Annotated in this window: 20 protein-coding genes and 1 pseudogene; 17 read left to right on the top strand and 4 right to left on the bottom strand. The window is 67.4% G+C overall.

Annotation, left to right across the window (positions count from 1 at the left end; translation table 11 throughout):
• Window positions 1-4: 4 nt before the first annotated feature.
• Together odhB and lpdA are read left to right on the top strand one after the other, a co-directional pair.
• Entirely contained in the window at window positions 5-1234 is a 1230-nt protein-coding gene (gene odhB, locus ABD729_RS05385) for a 2-oxoglutarate dehydrogenase complex dihydrolipoyllysine-residue succinyltransferase (protein WP_344709136.1), read from the top strand.
• A gap of 70 nt (window positions 1235-1304) precedes the next feature.
• Complete coding sequence (gene lpdA / locus ABD729_RS05390) at window positions 1305-2696, top strand: dihydrolipoyl dehydrogenase (RefSeq protein WP_344709137.1); 1392 nt, start codon at window positions 1305-1307, stop codon at window positions 2694-2696.
• Between the two features lie 30 nt (window positions 2697-2726).
• Here the strand turns inward: lpdA and ABD729_RS05395 are convergent, their stop codons facing one another.
• Complete coding sequence (locus ABD729_RS05395; RefSeq protein WP_344709139.1) at window positions 2727-3974, bottom strand: glycosyltransferase; 1248 nt, start codon at window positions 3972-3974, stop codon at window positions 2727-2729.
• Window positions 3975-4697: 723 nt separating this feature from the next.
• On the opposite strand from ABD729_RS05395, the pseudogene ABD729_RS13845 reads away from it, so the two are divergent.
• From ABD729_RS13845 to ABD729_RS05440, 9 genes and pseudogenes are all read left to right on the top strand, one after another.
• Window positions 4698-4811: pseudogene (locus tag ABD729_RS13845) on the top strand (PEPxxWA-CTERM sorting domain-containing protein); the annotation flags it as partial.
• A gap of 128 nt (window positions 4812-4939) precedes the next feature.
• A complete protein-coding gene (locus ABD729_RS05405) occupies window positions 4940-5338 on the top strand; it encodes a hypothetical protein (RefSeq protein ID WP_344709141.1) in 399 nt (132 codons plus the stop codon).
• A gap of 37 nt (window positions 5339-5375) precedes the next feature.
• Window positions 5376-6056, top strand: coding sequence for a PepSY domain-containing protein (locus tag ABD729_RS05410; protein WP_344709142.1), 681 nt, complete (start codon window positions 5376-5378; stop codon window positions 6054-6056).
• A 9-nt stretch (window positions 6057-6065) separates the two neighbouring features.
• Window positions 6066-7490, top strand: a complete 1425-nt coding sequence (locus ABD729_RS05415) for an NAD-dependent succinate-semialdehyde dehydrogenase (protein ID WP_344709143.1) — start codon at window positions 6066-6068, stop codon at window positions 7488-7490.
• Window positions 7487-7861: a DUF423 domain-containing protein gene (locus tag ABD729_RS05420; RefSeq protein ID WP_344709144.1), complete on the top strand. Its 375-nt coding sequence runs from the start codon at window positions 7487-7489 to the stop codon at window positions 7859-7861. The genes ABD729_RS05415 and ABD729_RS05420 overlap by 4 nt, the downstream gene beginning before the upstream one ends.
• Window positions 7862-7921: 60 nt before the next feature.
• Window positions 7922-8833 carry an ATP-grasp domain-containing protein gene (locus tag ABD729_RS05425; protein ID WP_344709145.1) on the top strand — a complete coding sequence of 304 codons (912 nt, stop codon included), beginning with the start codon at window positions 7922-7924 and terminating at the stop codon, window positions 8831-8833.
• Window positions 8830-9864: an LLM class flavin-dependent oxidoreductase gene (locus ABD729_RS05430; protein WP_344709146.1), complete on the top strand. Its 1035-nt coding sequence runs from the start codon at window positions 8830-8832 to the stop codon at window positions 9862-9864. The genes ABD729_RS05425 and ABD729_RS05430 overlap by 4 nt, the downstream gene beginning before the upstream one ends.
• 122 nt (window positions 9865-9986) lie before the next feature.
• Window positions 9987-10772 (top strand): arginyltransferase, encoded by a 786-nt coding sequence (locus ABD729_RS05435; protein ID WP_344709147.1) that lies wholly within the window; start codon window positions 9987-9989, stop codon window positions 10770-10772.
• Between the two features lie 76 nt (window positions 10773-10848).
• The gene (locus tag ABD729_RS05440; protein ID WP_344709148.1) at window positions 10849-11370 is read left to right on the top strand and encodes a PEPxxWA-CTERM sorting domain-containing protein; all 522 of its coding nucleotides are present in this window, start codon (window positions 10849-10851) and stop codon (window positions 11368-11370) included.
• 3 nt (window positions 11371-11373) lie between these two features.
• Here ABD729_RS05440 and ctrA read toward each other — a convergent pair whose 3' ends face one another.
• Window positions 11374-12087: a response regulator transcription factor CtrA gene (ctrA, locus tag ABD729_RS05445; RefSeq protein WP_344709149.1), complete on the bottom strand. Its 714-nt coding sequence runs from the start codon at window positions 12085-12087 to the stop codon at window positions 11374-11376.
• Window positions 12088-12408: 321 nt separating this feature from the next.
• Here ctrA and ABD729_RS05450 point away from each other — a divergent pair, with 321 nt between their 5' ends.
• Together ABD729_RS05450 and arfB are read left to right on the top strand one after the other, a co-directional pair.
• A complete protein-coding gene (locus ABD729_RS05450) occupies window positions 12409-13197 on the top strand; it encodes an RluA family pseudouridine synthase (RefSeq protein WP_344709150.1) in 789 nt (262 codons plus the stop codon).
• Complete coding sequence (gene arfB, locus ABD729_RS05455; RefSeq protein ID WP_344709637.1) at window positions 13187-13597, top strand: alternative ribosome rescue aminoacyl-tRNA hydrolase ArfB; 411 nt, start codon at window positions 13187-13189, stop codon at window positions 13595-13597. Before ABD729_RS05450 ends, arfB begins: the two co-directional genes overlap by 11 nt.
• 25 nt (window positions 13598-13622) lie before the next feature.
• Here the strand turns inward: arfB and ABD729_RS05460 are convergent, their stop codons facing one another.
• A complete protein-coding gene (locus ABD729_RS05460) occupies window positions 13623-17972 on the bottom strand; it encodes a cadherin domain-containing protein (protein ID WP_344709151.1) in 4350 nt (1449 codons plus the stop codon).
• 181 nt (window positions 17973-18153) lie between these two features.
• Between ABD729_RS05460 and ABD729_RS05465 the strand changes: the two genes are divergently transcribed.
• The 4 genes from ABD729_RS05465 (at window position 18154) to ABD729_RS05480 (ending at window position 20769) form a co-directional block, all read left to right on the top strand.
• Entirely contained in the window at window positions 18154-18420 is a 267-nt protein-coding gene (locus ABD729_RS05465) for a YdeI/OmpD-associated family protein (RefSeq protein WP_344709152.1), read from the top strand.
• Between the two features lie 22 nt (window positions 18421-18442).
• A complete protein-coding gene (locus ABD729_RS05470) occupies window positions 18443-19201 on the top strand; it encodes a sulfite exporter TauE/SafE family protein (protein ID WP_344709153.1) in 759 nt (252 codons plus the stop codon).
• Between the two features lie 136 nt (window positions 19202-19337).
• Window positions 19338-20441, top strand: coding sequence for an alpha/beta fold hydrolase (locus ABD729_RS05475; protein ID WP_344709154.1), 1104 nt, complete (start codon window positions 19338-19340; stop codon window positions 20439-20441).
• A gap of 16 nt (window positions 20442-20457) precedes the next feature.
• Window positions 20458-20769 (top strand): hypothetical protein, encoded by a 312-nt coding sequence (locus tag ABD729_RS05480; protein WP_344709155.1) that lies wholly within the window; start codon window positions 20458-20460, stop codon window positions 20767-20769.
• A gap of 4 nt (window positions 20770-20773) precedes the next feature.
• Here the strand turns inward: ABD729_RS05480 and ABD729_RS05485 are convergent, their stop codons facing one another.
• Window positions 20774-21535, bottom strand: coding sequence for a hypothetical protein (locus tag ABD729_RS05485; protein WP_344709156.1), 762 nt, complete (start codon window positions 21533-21535; stop codon window positions 20774-20776).
• Window positions 21536-21612: the final 77 nt, after the last annotated feature.

Raw genomic sequence — 21612 nt, forward strand, 5'->3', positions numbered from 1 at the left:
AAGAATGGGCATCGAAGTCAAAGTCCCGGCACTTGGGGAAAGCATCACCGAAGCGACGCTTGGCGCCTGGCTGAAGAAGCCGGGCGACGCGGTCGCGGTGGATGAACCGGTCGCCAGCCTCGAAACAGACAAGGTCTCGGTCGACGTCCCCTCGCCGGTCGCTGGCGTGTTCGGCGAAGCGCTGGTCGCCGAGGGCGACACGGTGAACGTCGGCGCGGTGATCGCGACCATCGGCGAAGGCGGCGGCGCTGCTGCGGCGCCCGCCGCCCAGGCGCCCGAGCCGACCATCCCGGCGCCATCGGCCGCCAAGGGCAGCGACATCAGCGACGAGCAGGCCCAGGCGCTCCGCCTGTCGCCGTCGGTCCGCCGCGCCGTACAGGAAAGCGGCGTCGATCCGGCCGGGCTGACCGGCTCGGGCCGCGACGGTCGCCTGACCAAAGAAGACGTCACCAGGGCCAAGGCCAGCCCGGCTCCCGTCGCCGCTCCAGCTCAGGCTCCCGCCCCGGTCGCCGCCCCCACCGCCCCCAAGGGCGAGCGCAGCGAGGAACGGGTCAAGATGACCCGCCTGCGCCAGACCATCGCCACCAGACTCAAGGACGCGCAGAACACCGCCGCGCTGCTGACCACGTTCAACGACGTCGACATGACCGAGGTGATCGCCGCTCGCACCCGCTACAAGGACCTGTTCGAAAAGAAGCACGGCATCCGCCTCGGCTTCATGGGCTTCTTCGTGAAGGCGGCCGCGCTCGCCGCGCGTGACGTGCCGTCGGTCAACGCCCGGATCGAAGGCGACGAGATCGTCTACCACAACTACCTCGACGTCTCGGTCGCGGTGTCGGCGCCCAAGGGCCTGGTCGTGCCGGTGGTCCGCTCGGCCGACCAGATGAGCTTTGCCGAGATCGAAAGCGCCATCGCCGGCTTCGGCAAGAAGGCCAAGGCCGGGACGCTCACCGCTGACGACATGAAGGGCGGCACCTTCACCATCTCGAACGGCGGCGTGTTCGGGTCGCTCCTGTCGACCCCGATCATCAATCCGCCGCAGAGCGCCGTGCTCGGCCTTCACCGGATCGAGGAACGCCCCGTGGTCAAGGACGGCCAGATCGTCGCCCGCCCGATGATGTACCTCGCGCTTTCCTACGACCACCGCCTGGTCGACGGCCGCGAGGCGGTCACCTTCCTCGTCCGCATCAAGGAAGCGATCGAGGATCCAACCCGGCTGCTGATCGACCTGTAAGCGTCGTTTCGGGCGAGCGAACACCTATATACGCTAAGGTCCTGGCCCTCGCCGGGACGACGAGGATGATATGGCTGACTACGACTACGACGTTCTGGTGATCGGCGCCGGCCCCGGCGGCTATGTCGCGGCGATCCGCGCTGCGCAGCTCGGGCTCAAGACTGCCTGCGCCGAAAGCCGCGAAACGCTCGGCGGCACCTGCCTCAACGTCGGCTGCATCCCGTCCAAGGCGCTGCTCCACGCCTCCGAACTGTTCGAGGAAGCCGCTCACGGCCACATGGCCAAATGGGGCATCACCGGCCAGTTCAACATCGACATCCCGACCATGCAGAAGGGCCGGGTCGAAGCGGTCGACGGCCTCACCAAGGGCATCGAATTCCTGTTCAAGAAGAACAAGGTCACCTGGCTCAAGGGCCTCGCCAAATTCACCGCCGCCGACACCGTCGAGGTCGCCGGCCAGACCGTGCGCGCCAAGAACATCGTCGTCGCCACCGGCTCCTCGGTCACCCCGCTGCCGGGCGTTTCCGTTGACCAGGAGCGGATCGTCGATTCGACCGGCGCGCTCGAACTGGCGGAAGTGCCGACCCACCTCGTGGTCATCGGCGGCGGCGTGATCGGGCTCGAGCTCGGAAGCGTCTGGCGGCGCCTCGGCGCGCAGGTCACCGTGGTCGAATATCTCGACCAGATCCTGCCCGGCATGGACGAGGAAATCCGCAAGGAATCGAACAAGATCTTCAAGAAGCAGGGCTTCGCCTACAAGCTCGGCACCAAGGTCACCGGCGTCGCGCGCAACGGCGACAGCGTCACCGTCACCGTCGAGCCGGCCAAGGGCGGCGCTGCCGAGACGATCGAGGCCAGCCACGTGCTGGTGTCGATCGGCCGCCGTCCCAACACCGAAGGCCTCGGACTCGAGGCCGCCGGGCTTCAGCTCAATGCCAAGGGGCAGATCGAGACCGACCACAGCTTCCGCACCGCGGTGTCGGGCGTGTGGGCGATTGGCGACGTCATCCCCGGCCCGATGCTCGCCCACAAGGCCGAGGACGAAGGCATTGCGGTGGCCGAGAATATCGCGGGCCTGACCGGCATCGTGAACCACGCCATCATCCCGTCGGTGGTCTACACCACGCCCGAAATCGCCGGTGTCGGCCTGACCGAAGAACAGGCCAAGGCGGGCGGCGAGATCAAGGTCGGCAAGTTCCCGATGATGGCCAACAGCCGCGCCAAGACCAACGGCGAGCCCGACGGGCTGGTCAAGGTGATCGCCGACGCCAAGACCGACCGCGTGCTGGGCGTGTGGATGATCAACAACCTCGCCGGCACGATGATCGCGCAGGCCGCGCAGGCGATGGAGTTCGGCGCGACCAGCGAGGACATCGCCTACACCTGCCACGCCCACCCGACCCACGCCGAAGCCTTCAAGGAAGCGGCGATGGCGGTGCAGGGCAAGCCGATCCACATCTGACGGCCCGGCTCGATCCGGCACCGCGGCCGGTCAGTCCCAGTCGGGGATGACCGGCGCGGCGCGGTACAGCCGATCGACCCAGGCCAGTTGCCGCGGCAGGCAGAGGCTCCGCAAATCATAGTTCCGGACCACATGCGCGCGCGCCGCCGCGCTCAGCCGCTCGCGCTGCGCCTCGTTACCCAGCAGCTCGACCGCCCGCGCCGCCAGCACGGCCGGCTCGAAGAATGGGAACAGCCGGCCGGTCTCGCCGTCGGTGATCACCTCGCGCAACGGCTCGGTGTCGCTGGCAAGGATCGGCGCGCCAAGCGCCATCGCTTCCAGCACGCTCCACGACAGCACGAACGGATAGGTAAGATAGACGTGCAGCCGCGACAGCTGCAGCAGCGTCACATATTCGCGATAGGCGAGCTTGCCGGTGAAATGCACCCGCTCGGGATCGATCCGCTCCGCCACCTCGGCAAGGAACGTCTCCTTCCAGCTTCGTCCGTCCTTGGGCGACGGGCCGTAGCCGTTGCCGTCGCCCCCGACGATGACGACCTGCGCCTCGGGCCGCTGCCGCAGGATCTCCGGCAGCGCGCGCATGAAGACATGATAGCCGCGCACGGGATCGAGGTTGCGCGCGACAAAGGTGATCACTTCATCCGCGCGGCTCAATTCCCGTCCCGATCCCAGCCGCACCCGCGCATCGGCATTGGGCTTGAGGATGGTGGTGTCGACGCCGTCGTGGATGACGTCGATCCGCGGCCGGTACCGCGCGGGATAGGTATTCGCCTGGTATCGCGTCGGCGCGATCGCCCCGTTCGCCAGCTCGAAATGCATCCGCTGGACAAGGTTGCGTAGCTGGAACTTGCTCCGGCTTTCCAGCGGCTCGTGCGGATTGGGGAATTCGGGATCGAAGTCCGTGTCGCCCCCTTCGGCGAGGTAATAATATTCGCAATAGATCCCCAGCCGCGCCTCGGGCCAGACGTTCTTCAGGAACAGGGTATCGCCCCAGCCCGGATGCGCCACGATCACATCGGGATCGAAGCCGTCGTCCCGAAGCTTGATCGCGGTCTTGAGCGCGGCCTCGGCCCGGATGATCCGCGATTCCATGTCCCGCGCCCAGGGATGGGTCGCCGCGTTGGAGTGTTCCAGCGGCGCGCGCACCACCGGAAAGCCGAAGTCGCGCCCCACCTTGTTCATCGTCATCGCGACCAGCTCTGCCCCATTGGCCTTGAGCGCCTGGGCGAGGTGGACGAACTGGCCAGGAAAGTTCTGGTGGACGAGAAGAACGCGCATTCGCCGCGTCTAGCATCCGGATCCCGCCGATCCCAAGCCCGGCCCCTGCCGCCACCCGCTGGCCGGACCATGCAGGCGTCGCCCCGCGACCTTCGTCGTCATTCGCTCGGACGCTTCGAATCAGTCCATACCGTTCAAATCGCAAGCGATCCTGAAAGGTCATCGAGCAGTTGTTAAAAACTGATTAATATGATTCGATCTTAAAACAGTCGTTTGCTATGCCCTGTCATCGGCGCGGGGACGCCGACGATAAGGGGAAGCTCGATGTTGAAGAAGTTTGCGTTCGCGGTCGCTGCGGCCGGTGCCCTCATGGCGGCAACTCCGGCGGTCGCGGCCGACATCACTGTCGGTCAGTGGTATACCTTTGGCTTCCGCGGAACGGGATCAGCCATGGGTAACGGTACAGGTTTCTTGCTGGGTAACAATCCTTCCTCGATCGCCGCGCCTGATGGTCCCTGGACGTTCACGCTCGGGTCGTCCGGCAGCCTCACTGTCGTCGATGGCTACGATTCCGGGGATGCCTTCACACTCAGCGATTTCGGCAGCACGCTCGGGACGACCTCCGCGCCTGCCCTGAATTCCACCTGTGGTGGCAACATCACGGCTTGCCTTGCCAATGCATCGATCAGCAAGGGCACCTTCGCGCTTGGATCGGGAAGCCATTCGATTACCGGCACCGTCCAGTCGTCACCGTTCGGCGGTGGCGCCGGCTTCTTCATCGTGCAGTCCGCCGCAGTGCCGGAGCCTGGGACCTGGGCAATGATGATCGTCGGCTTCGGGGCGATCGGATTTGCGTCACGCCGCCGCAAGCGGAATGCCGCTCCCGTCCACGCCTGATCCCGTCCCGCGGGTAAAAGATCACGCCGTCGGCCCCACAGGCTGACGGCGTTGTCTTTCCTCCAATCACGAAAAATGAGCTCTCAGGGCGCTGTCCTACACGCCCACGAGTCCGATACGCTTCGCGGATGACCGATCGATCCCCGACCCCGCGCCATGACGGCTGGACCCCGCGCGTCCGCGCCGTCTTCCTCGAAGCCTTGCGTGACTGCGGTCACATCACTGCTGCGCTCGCCGCCGTCGGTCGTGCACGAAGCGGCGCCTATGCCTTGCGTGCCCGCGATCCGGCTTTCCGCGCGGCATGGGACCAGGCACTGCTGGATGCCCGCCCGGTGCTCGACGACCAGCTCCTCTCGCGCGCCATGTCCGGTACCCGCACGGTGGTCCTCGATACCGACGGCCGCGTCGTCGCGACCTATTGCGACAAGGACAACAGGCTGATGCAGCGCATGCTCAGTCGTCTCGATCATCTTGCGGGGGTTCGCCACTTCGGGCAGCGCGACCGGCGGGCGAAGTGGACAAAGTGAAATTGAAGGCAGAATTCCTTTTCGAAGCGGTGCGTCCATGAAGATCCGCAGCAACCTCCGCCGCTGGCACGTCTGGCTCGGCTGGCTGGTCGGCCTGCCGATGCTGTTCTGGGCGGTGTCGGGCCTTGTCATGGTGTGGAAGCCGATCGAGGAGGTGCGCGGGACCGATCTTCTCGCCCCGCCGGCCCCGGTCGTCCTCACCACCCCTGCGGTCCTGCCCTCGGTGGTGGCGGGCCTGCCGCTCACCAAAGTCAGCCTCGAACAGCGCGCGGCGGGGCCGCGCTGGGTGATCGAGGTCAAGGGCGGACCCACCCGCCTCGCCGATCCGGTAACCGGCCGTCTGCTGCCACCGCTATCGGCCGCCGAGGCGTCAGCGGAGGTCCTCGCCCGCCTGCGCAGCGACGCCCGGATCACCTCGGTCCGCCGGACCAGCGCCGACGACCCGCCGCTCGAACTGCGCCGTCCGGTCGCCACCTGGCAGGTCGATCTGTCGGACGGCACCCACCTCTTCGTCGCCGCCGACAGCGGCGCGATCGTCGCGACACGCACCCGCTGGTGGCGCTTCTACGACTGGATGTTCGGCCTCCACGTCATGGACCTGAAGGGCCATGAGGACACCCATCATCCGACCCTCATCGCCCTTACCGCCATCACCCTGCTGACGGTGCTGATGGCGCTGGTCCTGCTGCCGCTTACAATCAAGCGCCGCCGGTCCTAGATCAGCGCCATGGGATATGAGACCGAGCTGAAGCTCTTCATCGACGGCGCCTGGCGCTCTGGCGAGGGCGACACCGCCCCCGTGATCAACCCGGCGACCGGCGACACGATTGCCGAACTGCCGCTGGCCAGCACGGCCAACCTCGACGAGGCGCTCGCTGCCGCCGACCGCGCCTGGCCGGCTTGGCGCGCCACCGACGTCGAAGCGCGCGGAGCCATCCTCCGCAAGGCCGCCGCCCTGCTGCGCGAACGATCCGAACAGATCGGCCGTCTGCTGACCCAGGAACAGGGTAAACCGCTTGCCGAAGCGATCGGCGAAGTCGTCGGCGCGGCCTCGATGTTCGACTATTTCGCCGAACAGGCGAAGCGCTCGGGCGGCCGCGTCCTGGTCCGCCCGGCCGGCCAGCGTTCGATCGTCATCCCCCAGCCGGTCGGCCCGACCGCGACCTTCACGCCGTGGAATTTTCCCATCTACCTTCTCGCCAAGAAGGTGGCGGCGGCGCTGGCGGCGGGCTGCACCGTCATTTCCAAGCCGCCCGAGGAAACCCCCGGCTGCACCGGCGCGCTGGCCCGCGCGCTCGACGATGCCGGCATTCCCAAGGGCGTGTTCCAGCTCGTCCACGGCGTTCCCGACACCGTGTCGCGCCACCTCATCGGCAGCCCGGTCATCCGCAAGATCAGCTTCACCGGCTCGACCGGGGTCGGCAAGCACCTGATGAAGCTGGCCGCCGATGGCATGAAGCGCATCACCATGGAGCTTGGCGGCCACGCCCCCGTGCTGGTGTTCGACGACTGCGACCTCGACAAGACGCTCGACATGCTGGTCCCGCAGAAATTCCGCAACGCCGGCCAGGTGTGCGTCTCGCCGACCCGCTTCTTCGTCCAGGAAGGCATCTATGACGCCTTTGCCAAGGGCTTTGCCGAGCGCACCGCGGGCGTGAAGATCGGCAATGGCCTCGATGCCGACACGCGCATGGGCCCGCTCGCCAATCAGCGGCGCCTTCCGGCCATCGCCGGCCTCGTCGATGATGCAAAGGCCAAGGGCGCGCGCGTCCTTGCCGGTGGTGAACCGGGGCAGGGCGGCTTCTTCTTCCAGCCGACCGTGCTCGCCGACGTGCCCGACGACGCACAGGCGATGAACGTCGAACCCTTCGGCCCGGTCGCCCTGATGCGCTCCTTCCGCAGCGAGGACGAAGCGCTCCACAATGCCAACCGCCTGCCCTTCGGCTTGGCCGCCTTCGTCTTCACCGAAAATGGCCGCCGGGCGAATCGCCTTGGCGATGCGATCGAAAGCGGGATGGTTGGGGTGAACACCTTCGCCATTTCGGTCGCCGACGCGCCCTTTGGCGGGGTCAAGGAAAGCGGCTTCGGCAGCGAAGGGGGTGAGGAAGGCCTTGCCAGCTATCAGGTGACGAAGGCCATACACCAGGCGTGAACAGGCACGGCACCTCGGCCCGCCTTGTCGCGACGGGTGCCGTCCTTGCGGCGGTGGCGGTCGGCCTCGGCGCGTTCGGAGCGCATGCGCTGAAGGCGCGCTTCGACGCCGAGGCGCTCGGCTGGTGGCAGACGGCAGTCGGCTATCTGTTGCCCCATGCGGTCGCCGTCACTGCCATCGGGCTCGCGGCGCGCCCTCGGCTCGCGCTTCCGGCCTGGCTGCTGGCCGGCGGCTCGGCGCTGTTTGCCGCGACCCTCTTCGCCATGGCGCTTGGCGCGCCGCGCTGGCTCGGCGCCGTCACCCCGCTCGGCGGGACAGCGATGATCGCCGGCTGGCTGCTGCTCGCCTGGCGGGCCTTGCGAGAGGAATGACCTGCCCCTAATCCCGGCTCGCCCAGGTGCTCGGGCGAACGCACTCACTCGAGGAAGCGAATGACCGAGCTTGCCATCCTCTATGAACACCCCGCCTGGTTCGCGCCGCTGTTCGCCGCGCTCGACCGCCGCGGCCTTGACTATGTCGCGATTTCCCTCGGCGATCACAGCTTCGACCCCGCCGCCTCGCCGCCGCCCGCGCCGGTCATCTTCAACCGTGTCGCCATGTCGAGCTTCCTGCGAGAGCCGGAGCACCCGCTGTTCTACACTATGGCCCTCCTCGACCATTGGCGCGGGCAAGGGGCGACGATTCTGAACGGGCCCGAGGTGATGGCGGTCGACAGCAGCAAGGCGCGCCAGCTGTCGCTGCTGCACCGCCTCGGTCTCGCGACGCCGCGCACCCACATCGTCCACCGCGCCGCCGACCTCGCCGCCGCAGCCGGGGCAGTCGGATATCCCTTGCTGGTGAAAGCCAACATCGGCGGTTCGGGCGCGGGGATCATGCGCTTCGACAGCGCCGCCGAACTTGCCGCCGTCGTCGCCGCCGGTGACCAGCCCCAGTCGGTCGACCAGGTCCTGCTGGTTCAGGAAGCCATCCCCGCCCGCGACGGCCTCATCTGGCGGCTCGAGACCCTGGGCGGCAAGTTCCTCTATGCGATCACGGTGGAAGGCGCGGGCCAGTTCGATCTCTGCCCCGCCGACGCCTGTGGCGATGACCGCGGCCCGATCCCGATGCGCGCCTTCGATCCGCCCTCCGACATCGTCGCCGCGGCCGAGCGCATTGCCGCGGCGATGGGAATGGACGTCGGCGGGGTCGAGGTGATGATCGACAACCGCGACGGCGCGCCCAGATTCTACGACATCAATGCCCTGTCCAACTTCGTCGCCAGGCCCGTCGACGTCCTCGGCTGGGACCCACACGACCGGCTGGTCGACTGGCTCGAAACACGCATTGCGGAGGCGCGCGCATGAGGTTCGGCTACTGGATGCCGGTGTTCGGCGGCTGGCTCCGCAACGATCCCGATGAGGCGCCCGAGGCAAGCTGGGAGCAGGTTCGTGACCTGACGCTTCGTTCGGAACAGGCGGGCTGGGACCTGAGCCTCATCGCCGAGCTGTTCCTGAACGACATCAAGGGTATCGAGCAGCCCGCCCTCGATGCCTGGAGCACCGCCGCAGCGCTCGCCGCGGTGACGTCCAGCATCGAACTGATGGTCGCAGTCCGCCCCAACTTCCATCACCCGGCCCTGCTCGCCAAGCAGGCGGCCAACATCGACCGCATCAGTAACGGGCGTCTTGCGCTGAACGTCGTCTCCAGTTGGTGGAAGGAAGAGGCCGAACAATATGGCCTCGCCTTCGATCAGCATGATGACCGCTACGCCCGCACGGCGGAATGGCTGACCGTGGTCGACGGCTTGTGGACCAGAGATCGCTTCACTCACGACGGCAACCGCTACAAGCTGCGTGACGCGATCGTCGCGCCGAAGCCCGTCCGTCGCCCGGTCGTCTATGCCGGGGGCGAAAGCGAGGCGGCCAAGACGCTCATCGCGAAGCAGTGCGACGCCTACGTCATGCATGGCGATCCGGTCGAAGCGATCGCGCCCAAGATCGCCGACATGAAGGCGCGGCGCGAGAAGGCCGGCGGACCGCCGATGCCGTTCGGCATGGCCGCCTTCGTCATCGTCCGCGACAGCGAAGCCGAGGCCCGGAGCGAACTGGAGCGGATCACCGCGATGCCCGCGACGCCGCCGCCCGGCTTTGCCAACTTCGACCAATGGTTGTCCGGGACCGAGCTCGAGCGGACGCTCAAGTTGCAGGAGTATAGCGTCTCCAACCGCGGCCTGCGTCCCAACCTCGTCGGCACGCCCGAGCAGATCGCCGAACGCATCCGCGAATATGAGGCGATCGGCCTCGATCTGCTGCTGCTCCAGATGAGCCCGCAGGCCGAGGAGATGGACCGCTTCGCTGAGACCGTGATGGCGCCGATGCGGGCCGGGAAACTCTAGGCATGACCCGTTGCGGTACAGTCTTTGGGCTTAACCATTTCCGGTAGGGAGCGGGGTCTTTCCAGCGGCGTTGGTGAGGCGCATAAACACTCAGGTAACCATTTGCAGTCCGCAGGCCCCTCTTGAGCGCTCCCTTCCGTTTCCCGAAATTCTTCGTCACCTCGCCGGCGCCTTGCCCGTATCTTCCGGGCAAGATCGAACGGAAGGTGTTCACCGAATTGTCGGGCCACCATGCCGGTGAATTGAACGAAGCGCTTGGCCGCATCGGCTTTCGCCGTTCGCAGTCGGTTGCCTATCGCCCAAGCTGCATCGATTGCCAGGCCTGCGTTTCCGTCCGCGTCGCCGCGAACGAATTCACCCCGACCGCGACCCAGCGCAAGTTGATGCGCCGCTATGCCGACCTTGAAGTCACGGCCTGCAAGCCGTGGACCACCGAGGAGCAGTTCGACCTCCTCCGCCGCTACCTGTCGGTCCGTCACCCGGGCGGCGGGATGGCGGAGATGGACGACAACGACTTTGCCGACATGGTCGAGCAGACGCCCGTCCGCACCTATGTCGTCGAATATCGCGAACCGTCGGTCGATGGTCGTCCGGGCCGACTGGTCGGCGCCTGCCTAAGCGATCAGCAGAGCGACGGGCTCAGCATGATCTACAGTTTCTACGATCCGACGCTGGCGGACCGGAAGGGCCTCGGGACCTTCATCATCCTCGATCACATCCAGCGGGCGGCGCGGGCCGGGCTGCCGTACGTCTACCTCGGCTATTGGGTCGAGGGGTCGGAGCGGATGGCTTACAAGGCGACGTTCCGGCCGATCGAACGCCTTGGCCGGGACGGCTGGAAGCGGTTCGAGCCGGGGCCGATTGTCCCCGGTTCGGGGGCACCAGCATCCGGAACGCGCAAGGTTTGAACGAACCGTTGCGGCGAAGCCACTGGCCAAGCGCGTTTATTTCAAGCAAACTAGATCCGAATCTGGGGGAATCATCATGCGGTCCATGCTAGGCATTTTGGCGGCCTGCCTGCTCGGGCTCGCTGCGCCCGCCAATGCGGCGCTGGTCCAGCTGGGCATTTCGGGTGCGGTGGATGGGACCAAGCAGACGATCGTCTGCGGGCCGAGCTCGCCGATGAGCTGCATCACCGACAACAAGGGTAGCCTGAGGACCGACGGGTATCAGAACAGCTTCGACTTCCTGATCAACCCGATCGACCTCAAGCAGGGGGCCAACAGCTTCGAGTTCGGCGGGCTTCGCAACGGCGGGGTTTGGACCGGGACGATCTTCAACGACAATGGCGTGCTGACCGGCAGCAACCTCCTGTATCGGTTCGAGACCGGTAATTTCCCCACCCAGACGATCGGCGCTTATTCGATCCGGGCGACCGCCACGACCTTCCGCGTGACCGCGGTGCCGGAGCCGGGGACCTGGGCGCTGATGCTGGTCGGCTTCCTGGTGGTCGGCTCGGCGCTCCGCCAGCAGCCACGGCGGGCATCGCTGCCCGCCGCCGCCTGAGCTTTAGGCCACCGCCGCTTCGGGCAGTTCCACTTCGCCTTCGCCCGCGTCGCGCAGGACGTAGCCGCGGCCCCACACCGTTTCGATGTAGTTGTCGCCGCCGCAGGCCAGGCTGAGCTTCTTGCGCAGCTTGCAGATGAAGACGTCGATGATCTTGAGTTCGGGCTCGTCCATGCCGCCGTAGAGGTGGTTGAGGAACATTTCCTTGGTGAGCGTCGTGCCCTTGCGGAGCGAGAGCAGCTCCAGCATCGCATATTCCTTGCCGGTCAGGTGCACGCGGGCACCGTCGACCTCGACCGTCTTGGCGTCGAGATTGACCGCCAGCTTGCCGGTGCGGATCACCGACTGGCTGTGGCCCTTCGAGCGGCGCACGATGGCGTGGATGCGGGCGACCAGTTCGTCGCGGTGGAACGGCTTGGTGACGTAATCGTCGGCGCCGAAACCGAGCGCGCGGACCTTGGAGTCCATTTCGCCGATACCCGAGAGGATCAGCACCGGGGTCGAGACCTTGGCGGTGCGGAGCTTCTTCAGCACGTCGTAGCCGTGCATGTCGGGGAGGTTCAGGTCCAGCAGGATGATGTCGTAATCATACAGCTTGCCGAGATCGAGGCCTTCTTCCCCGAGGTCGGTGGTGTAGACGTTGAAGCCTTCGGTGCCGAGCATCAGCTCGATCGACTTGGCAGTAGTCGGCTCATCCTCGATCAGCAGAACGCGCATTTCTATGTCCCCCGTTCGAGAGCCCAAGCCAAAGCGTTACGCCGGCTTAACGGCCCTGAAGCGTGTGTTAACCATTAGCCGTGTCGCCTGAAAAGGTTAACATGACATAAACACCGGGATTCATGGGGAATCGTTGCCCGGGCGCATCACTTGTCCACAGGCGAAGTTGTCGAAGTTGACACGGTCCGGCGATCGGACCCGCCTCCCTCCCTGGTAGCAGGCGCAATTGGCCGGTCCGCCGAGGGAAGACAGTGCAGCACGCGAAATCCTACATTGCAAGGGAGGGTGCGGCGGCGCGCTGCTTGGGCTAGGGCGTGGCCCATGCAGCAACTGCTTTCGTCCCATATCCTGTTCATCGACGGCGAGGCCTTCGTCCTCGACAAGCCGGCCGGCCTGCCGGTCGACACCCCCAAGCGCGGCGGGGAGAGCGTGGAGCGGCGGCTCGACGAGCTCCGGTTCGGGTTCAAGCGGCTGCCGACCGCGATGCACCGGCTGGACCAGGACACGTCGGGCTGCCTGCTGTTCGCGCGGCATCCGGCGTCGCGGGCCAAGATCCAGCAGGCGTTCGAAGCCGGCCAGGTGGAGAAGACCTACCTAGCGCTGCTGGCCGGGACGCTGGAAGGCGAGGAGGGGACGATCGACCTCCCGCTCGCCAAGAAGAGTTCGGCGGAGGCCGGGTGGCGGATGGTCGGCGATCCCAAGGGGCAGAAGGCGATCACCCGCTGGCGCAAGCTGGCGGAGCGGGATGGGCGGACGCTGGTCGAATTCCGGCCGCTGACCGGGCGCACGCACCAGATCCGTGTCCATGCGCGCGAAGGGCTGGGCGCGGGGATCGTCGGCGACCGGGTCTATGGCGTCCCGGGCGGGCCGATGCTGCTCCACGCGAGCCGGCTGGTCGTGCCGCGGGGCGGCAAGCCCCCGATCGACGTGACCGCGCCGCTTCCCGAGCATTGGGGCGAGTGGAAGAGCCTGATCGAGCCGGCGGACGTGGGCGCGTCGGGCGAGGACGTGCCAGCGCCGAACGAGGCCGCGGCGGCGGACGAGATTACGCCCATCGCGCCGGCGGTGGATGCGGACGCTGACGGGACGACCGGCGGTGATGAAGCCTGACGACGTAGACCTGCCCGAGGAGGCGCTGAGCGAGACCTTCCTCGCCAGTACCGGGCCGGGCGGGCAGAACGTCAACAAGGTCGCGACCGCCTGCCAGTTGCGCTGCAACGTCTATGCGCTGGGGCTACCGCTCCACGCTTATGAGAAACTGAAGCTGCTGGCCGGAAGCAAACTGACACAGGGCGGCGAGCTGGTCATCACCGCGCGCACCCACCGCAGCCAGGAAGCCAATCGCGAGGAAGCGCGCCGCCGCCTGCGCGAATTGATCGCCGAGGCGTATCACCGCGACGCCAGGCGCCGCCCGACCAAGCCCAGCCGCGCCGCCAAGGCGAAGCGCGTGGAAACCAAGAAGGGCCGCGGGGCGGTCAAGGCGATGCGGGGGCGAGTCAGCCTGGATTGAGCGGCTTCCCCGACCCCCGCGGGGCTTAGAGCAGGAAGTCGCTTGCGGTCACCGTGGCACTGCCCAGGTCGATGATGAAGTCGGCCACCTTGTCACCGTTGACGTCGCCCGCGACGAAGGTTTTCGCATCGGCGACATAGGTGCGCAGCTGTCCGGCGGCCCCGGTGAAGTCGTTCGACCCGATGAACGAGAAGGACTGGTCGCCAGCCACCAACGCATTGGCGTCGATCGCGCTGAGCGAAATCTTGTCGTTCTGCGCGCGGCTGAAGTCGGTGATCTGGTCGACCGCGCCGGGCGCACTGTCGGCCAGCGCCGTGAAGACAAAGGTGTCGGCATTTGCGCCGCCGGTCAGCACGTCTGCGCCGAGGCCGCCGTACAATTTGTCATTGCCGTCACCGCCGTTCAGCACGTCATCGCCGCCATTGCCGTAGAGCGTGTCGTTGCCCGCAAGGCCCGTGATGGTATCCTCGGCGGCGGTGCCGTTCAGCGTGTCGGCCTTTGACGTTCCGTTGAGGGTCGCGCCGTCGCGCACGTTCTGGACGGTGACGACGAGGTTCTGCAGGTCGGAGAAGCTGCCGTCCGAGGCACGGACGACGACGTCGTAGCGGTTGTCGCCATTGGCATCGCCGGGGGTTTCGAAATTGGGCGCGGCAAGGAAGCGCAGCGCGCCCGTCGCGGCATCGATCGCGAACATCCCCGCATCGGCCCCGCCCGCAATCGAATAGGTAAGGGCTCCCGCTTCGGGGTCCCTGGCGACGATCGTGGTCACAGCCGTGCTGTTTTCATTGACGGCAAAGGAGGCGCTGTCGCCGCCGCCGCCGGAAAGGATCGCCGGGGCTTCGGTGGCATTGGCCACCTTCACGGTGACGAGGCGCGACGTGGTGAGCGTGCCGTCGCCGGCGCTGACCATGACTTCGTAGACGTTGTTGGCGTCGCTATCGGTCGGCGCTTCGAAGTCGGGCGAGGCGCGGAACGAGAGGGCGCCGGTCGCGGAATCGATCGCGAAGCGCGCGCCATCGGCCCCGCCAACGATCGCGTAGGTGACGGCATCGCCGTCGGTATCGACCGCGACGACCATCCCGGCGGAAAGATTGTTTTCGAGAATGTTTAAGGTCGCCGCGGAGGTGAATTGCTGGCCTTCGTTGACGTTGCCGACGGTGACGACCAGCGCCTGCTGCGTGAACAGCGAACCGTCGCTGGCGCGGACCACGACCTCGTAGCGATTGTTGCCATCGGCATCGCCCGGGGCTTCGAAATTGGGTGCGTTGCGGAAGGACAGGGCGCCGGTCCGCGCGTCGATCGCGAACAGGGCGGCGTCGCTGCCCCCGGCGATGCTGTAGGTGAGTGCGTCGCCATCGACGTCGGAGGCTGCCACCGTCCCTGCCGCGAGCCCGTTTTCGGACGCGGAGAAAGCGGCTGCGGAGGTGATCCGCGGACCTTCATTCTGGTTGGCGACCGCGACGGTCACCGCCTGGTCGGCGGACAGCGAGCCGTCGCTGGCGCGGACCACGACTTCGTAGCGATTGTCATGGTCGGTATCGGAAGGTGCTTCGAAATCGGGGGCGGCGCGGAAGGAGAGGGCGCCGGTCTGCGCGTCGATGACGAACAGCGCGGCGTCGCTGCCCCCGGCGATGCTGAAGGTGAGCGCGTCGCCATCGACGTCGGAGCCTGCCACCGTTCCAGCCGCGAGGCCGTTTTCGGACGCGGAGAAAGCGGCTGCCGAGGTGATCCGCGGGCCCTCATTCTGGTTGGCGACCGCGACGGTCACCGCCTGGTCGGCGGACAGCGAGCCGTCGCTGGCGCGGACCACGACATCGTAGCGATTGTCGTGATCGGCATCGGATGGTGCTTCGAAATCGGGGGCGGCGGAGAAGGAGAGGGCCCCGGTCTGCGCGTCGATCACGAACAGCCCGGCGTCGCTGCCGCCGGCGATGCTGTAGGTGAGCGCGTCGTGTTCGGGATCGGCGGCGGCGACCGAGCCGGCGGCGAGGCCATTCTCGCTTGTCGCAAGCATCGCCGCCGAGGTGAAGCGCGGCCCTTCGTTCTGGTTGGCGACCGCGACGGTTACCGCCTGATCGGTGGACAGCGACCCGTCGCTGGCGCGGACCACGACCTCGTAGCGATTGTCACCGTCGGCATCGCCCGGCGCCTCGAAATCGGGGGCGGCACGGAAGGACAGCGCGCCGGTCTGCGGATCGATCGCGAACAGCGCGGCGTCGCTGCCGCCGACGATGCTGTAGGAAAGCGCATCGCCGTCGACATCGCTGGCGGCGACGGTTCCGGCGGCCGCCGCGTTTTCGGCCGCGAGGAAGGTGGCCGAGGACGTCACCACGGGCGCTTCATTCACGTTCACGAGACTGATCGTCACGGCCTGCGTTTCGCTCAGCGAACCGTCGCTGGCGCGGACGAGCAGCCGGTAGCTGTTGTCGCCGTCGGCATCGCCGGGCGCCTCGTAATCGGGGGCGGCGAGGAAGCTGATGACACCGGCTGCGGGATCGATGGTGAAGAGCGCCGCGTCGTCGCCGCCGACAATGGCATAGCTGACCGCGTCGCGATCGGCGTCGAGGGCGAAGACGGTGGCGGCGGCGAGCGCGTTCTCGCTTGCGGCAAAGGCGGAAGGCGAGGTGAAGGCGGGCCCTTCGTTCACATTGGTGACCGTGACGGACAGCGTCTGCACGTCGGTGCGCGCACCGTCGTTGGCCTGGACCACGACCTGGTAGACATTGTCGCCATTGCTGTCGGCCGGCGCTTCGCGGTCGGGGGCGGTGTTGAAGCTGAGGAGGCCGGTCGCCTTGTCGATGTTAAATAGAGCGGCGTCAGCGCCGCCGACGATGGTAAAGGCGATCGGGGTGTTTTCGGGGTCGGTCGCGGTGACGGTGCCGACCGCAGTGCCATTCTCTTCGACGGAAATGGTTGCCGTGGTGCCTCCACCGCCCGAGGTGATGACGGGCGCTTCGTTGACGTTGCCGACGGTGACGAGGATCGTCTGGGTGTCGCTGAGTTCGCCGTCGCTGGCGCGGACGATCACCTCGTAGACATTGTTGCCGTCGCTGTCGGAGGGCGCTTCGAAATCGGGCGCGGCGCGGAAGCTGAGCGATCCGGTCGCGGCGGCGATGGTGAATTTCGCCGCGTCGGTGCCGCCGACGATGGCGTAGGTGAGGGGCAAAGGGCTGCTGTCGTCGATGGCCGTGGTCAAGCCGACGAACTGGTTGTTCTCGTTGAGGGAGACCGTGCGGACCGGGTCGCCAAGCTCGGGCGCGAGGTTGGGCTTGTAGATGCGCGCGCCGATGTCCTTGCCGTCGCCGAACGCCGTCCAGAAGGTCATGAACCTGCCGTTGTCGAGGCCGACCCCGGCGGAGCCTTCACCCTTGTAGTCGGACGTCGAAGCGATGATCGTCGCGCCGTCCTTCTGGCCGGTCGCGGTGAAGGCCTGGATGGCGCCGCCCGAATAGCTGCTCCAGCTGGCGACGAAGCCACCGGTGGAAAGGGCGGTGAGGTTGCTGGCGAAGCCCTCGTCGAGATAGACGAAGCTGCCGATCTTCGCGCCGTTGCTGTCGAAGGTCTGGACCGCGGGTTGGCGGCCGCCGAGGGTGAAGCTGACGGCAAAGCCGCCGCCGGCGAGTGCAGTCACCGAACCGTCGGTGGTACCATCACTATCCCACTTGTAGGCAAAGATCTCTCCGCCCGATTTCGTCCCGTCGGGATTGAAGAGCTGGATGCGGACGTCTGAACTGGCGCTGTTGCCATATTGCCAGACCGCGACGAAGCGGCCGTCGGCAAGCGTCGCGAGATCGATGTTGTTCTGGCTTCCGAAAGCGGCGGTGTTGACGAGTATCTCGCCGCCGACCTTGGTACCGGATGGATCGAACCGCTGCGCCTTGACCGCCCAGCCCGCCCCGTCCTGCGTGGTGTCGGTGGTGTGCCAGGCGATCACGAACCCGCCGTCGGCAAGATAGGTGACGCTTGGCCCCGCCTGGTCGCCGATGGTCTTGGTGTTGACCAGGAATTCGGGCCCGAGGGGAGCGCCGGTGGGCGCGAAGACCTGCGCCTTGACCGCAAGCCCGCTGCCGTCCTGCGTGATGTCGGCGCTTTGCCAGGTGACGACGAAATTGCCGTTGGCGAGGGCGGCGACCTGCGGTTCGCCCTGATTGCCCGCGCCAAGCGCGTTGACGCGCTGTTCGGCACCGAGCTTCACCCCATTGGCGTCGAGCAACTGCATGCGGATGCCCGAGCCGCTGCCGTCCGCAGTGGTGTCGCTGGTCTGCCAGACGACGACGACATTGCCGTTGCCCAGCCGCGCGGCATTGGGGGCCGACTGGTCGAGCACGGTACGGCTGTTGACGGTGAACTCGGCGCTGGCAGCGTTGTACGACATGGATCCCCCCGGAAAAATCGTGAGAGTGACCCGGTCAGACCAGCACGCCACCCGGGTTCGCCGCCTGCCTCGTCAGGCAATGCCGCGACGCACCCGGGCGGGAGCTTCCTCCCATTCGTTTAACGAAAGGTTTCGTGCGCGAGCCATTGCGGTCACCGTCCCCGCCTGAGACAAGCGGCGGATGGGGTCACTTCAGACACTGGCCGGCGGCGTCGTGCACGCGCTTCCCGACGACCTTCGCGATGCGCTGCTGAACGCGCCCGCGGCACGGGCGACGTGGGACGACATCACGCCGATCGCGCGCAACGAGTGGATCTGCTGGGTGACCAGTCCCAAGAACGCCGAAACGCGCATCAAGCGGGTGGCGTGGGGGATCGAGAGCCTCAGCGAGGGCAAGCGCCGGCCCTGTTGCTGGCCCGGGTGCCCGCACCGGGAGCGGGGCAACTGAGCAGCGTGGCGTCCGGGCAAAAGTGAGCGAGCTTCAGACCATCATCCTGGCCGCGATCGCAGGCCTGGTCGGCGGCGCGATGAACGCGCTTGCCGGCGGCGGCACCTTTGCGACCCTGCCGGCGCTGATCGCGCTGGGCCTGCCCGCCAATATCGCCAACGCGACCAGCAACGTCGCCTTGCTGCCGGGCGCGGCGACCAGCGCGTGGAATTTCCGCGACGAGCTTGGCCCGGTCGCCGGGATCAGGGTGCGCGTGCTGGCGGCGCTGACCTTCGGCTTCGGGCTGGTCGGAAGCCTGCTGCTGGTGCTGACGCCGTCCAAGACCTTCGACATCATCATCCCCTGGCTGCTGCTGTTCGCGTTCGTCGTCATCGCGTTCGGAAAGCGCGCCGCCGACTGGCTGCACCAAAGGGTCACGATCGGACGGCCGACCCTGCTTGCGTCCCAAGCGCTGCTGGGCGTCTACGGCGGCTATTTCGGAGGCGGCGTCGGGCTGATCACCACCGCCATCTATGGCCTTCTCGCCAACATTCGCCCGCGCGAGCTGTTCGCGATCCGCACCGCGATGCTGGCGGTGGCGAACCTTGCCGCCGCGCTGGTATTCGTCGGGTTCGGGATGGTGCGCTGGTGGGCATGCCTGCCGATGCTGGCGGGGTCGATCGCCGGCGGGTGGATCGGCGCGCTGCTCGGCAAGCGGCTGTCGGCGCCGGCGGTGCGCTGGTGGACGCTGCTGGTGACCGGCGCGACGACGGTGATCTTCTTCCTTCGCGCCTACGCCTGAGCCCGAAGCGCCGGCCTGCGTAAGCGGGAGAGAGAGCGCGCTTCATCCGAAAACACAACTCAGGCCTATTGCCGGGGTTGCCACGGGCGGCGATTCCGGCTCGCCTGTGCAAGGGTTCGTTGCAGGGAGTCGGCAGATGCGCAGTCTTGGACTTTTGATCGGCCTGGCGATGGCGGCACCGGCCGCAGCGCAAGGGGGCAATCTGGTGGCGGCCGAGCCGATCGCGGAGACCCCGGCGGGCATGCAGGCGTGGAAGATCCGCTATCTCAGCCGTGACGACCGCGGGGTGCAGCGCGAACTGACGGGGGTGGTGGTCGCCCCGCGCGAAGCGATCCCCCGCCTTCCCCGCAAGGTGCTGGCCTGGACCCACGGCACCTGGGGCACGGCGCAAGGCTGCGCTCCCTCGCTCAGCGCGCGTTTCTTCGAAAAGACGCCGGCGGTCGATGCGGTGCGCAGCGGCTATGTGGTGGTGGCCCCCGATTATCCCGGGCTCGGCAGCGCCGGGGTGCATCCGTACCTGGTCGGAACGGTGACGGCGCGATCGGTGCTGGACGCGGTCCGCGCGGCGCAGCGGATCCCGGGCGCCGCGGCGGGAAGCAGCTATGCGGTGTGGGGCGAAAGCCAGGGCGGCCATGCGGCGCTGTGGACCGGGCAATTGCAGGGCGTGGAGGGCGCGGGACTGAAACTCGTCGCGGTCGCCGCTGGCGCGCCGCCGACCGACCTTGCCGCCAACCTGCGGCAGGCCAGCGATGCCAATGCGCGCGCCTTCCTGACCGCGCTCGCGACCGATAGCTGGAGCCGCTATTATGGCGTGCCGCTGCGGATCGGGCGGGCGCGAACGCCGGGGATCATCCAGCGGCTCGCGCGCAATTGCGTGACGGTCGACAGCGGCCCCAAGCTCGGGGCGCTGCTGGGGATCCTGGCGTTGCGGCAGGACCTGGCGAAGGTCGATCTTGGCCGGACGCCGCCGTGGGCGAGCTTTGTCGCGGCCAACAGCACGAGCCCGGTCAGCCGCGTGCCGGTGCTGTTCGCGCAGACGACGCAGGACCCGCTGGTGGCGCCCGCGGTGACCCGAGCCTTTGCGCGCCGGATGTGCGCCAACCGGGTGCGGGTGCGGTGGATCGACCTGCCGGGCAAGGATCATGCGACCACCGCCCGGCAAAGCGCGGCGGCGACGCTGGCGTGGATCGACGGACGGTTCGCCGGGGGCCAGGCCCCCAATGACTGTGGACGCTTCTGACGAAGGAGACGAACTGGTGCGCTTCAAGCTTTCGATCGCCGCTCTGCTTGCCGTATCGGCCGGCGCCGCCACCGCTTCCACGCCCCAGGCCTGGGCGCAGATGGACCGGCAGGTTACCCGCGCCTGCCTGCTCGCGTCCGGGCTGAAGCAGGCCAAGATCATCGCTGACAAGGCGGGCTTTCCCGACCGGGTGCCGATCGAACTGAGGATTGTCGAAGGCTATAATCGCGGCAACGTCATCGACGTGAAGCTGTGCGCCTATGACCGGCGGAGCAAGCGCGCGGCGATTGCCGACGGGGTGGGACGACTGGGCGTCTACCGGCGCTGAAGCCTCAGTTCTTGGTGGCGTCCGGCTTGGCGATGCCCTTCATCTGCGCTTCGAACGCGGCGCCGTTCTTCATGAGGTCGGGTGCGAGCTTCATCATGTCGGGCATGGCTTCGAAAGTGGCCCGGATGACGTCGGGCTGGAACCACAGGCCGACCAGTTCGCGGCCGTAGGCGGCGCCGGTCGGGGTCGCGAGGAAAGCGCGCACTTCGGCGAGCTGGGCGGCGTCGAACTTGCGGGCGAGGCTGCGCGCCATGCCTTCGCGGAATCGCGGTTCGGCAATGTCGCCGACCTTGACCAGCATGGTGCCGACGAAGGCCTTGAGCGCGGCCTTCTTGGCATCGAACATGGGATCGTCGCGGCTAAGCTTGAGGCGGAGCGGTTCGCTGCTGGGGGGCCTGGCGGCCTTGCCCTTGGCGGGTTTGCCCTGCGGCGCCATGGCGGCGAAATCGGCCTCGCTCATGTCGAGCACGCGTTCGGCCGTGCTGTCGGCGAACTTCGCCATCGCCTGCCCGTAGGTGCCCCTGGGAAAGATGGTCAGCGACATCTCGCGCGCGGCGGCAAGCCGGGCGGGCTCGGGCTCGGGCCCGGCGGGGAAGAATTTGTCGATCACCTTCATCATGCCGGCAAAGGCCTGCATCGGATCGGCCTTGGCTCCTTGGGTCGCGGCAGCGGGCGCGGTGGTCGGCGCGCTGGCGGTCGCGGGCCTGGCACCCGCCGTGGCGGGGGTTGCGGCGGCGGTTGCAAGCGCGATCAGCAAGGCAGACATGGCAAAACTCCCCCGGCAGGCCGCCGCAGGATATGGCAGCGCCCGCGCATCCTCAACAAGAAGGCGCGTTAAGGAAG

This window comes from Sphingomonas humi (assembly GCF_039536725.1).
In the GTDB taxonomy this organism is placed as follows: Bacteria; Pseudomonadota; Alphaproteobacteria; order Sphingomonadales; family Sphingomonadaceae; genus Sphingomicrobium; species Sphingomicrobium humi.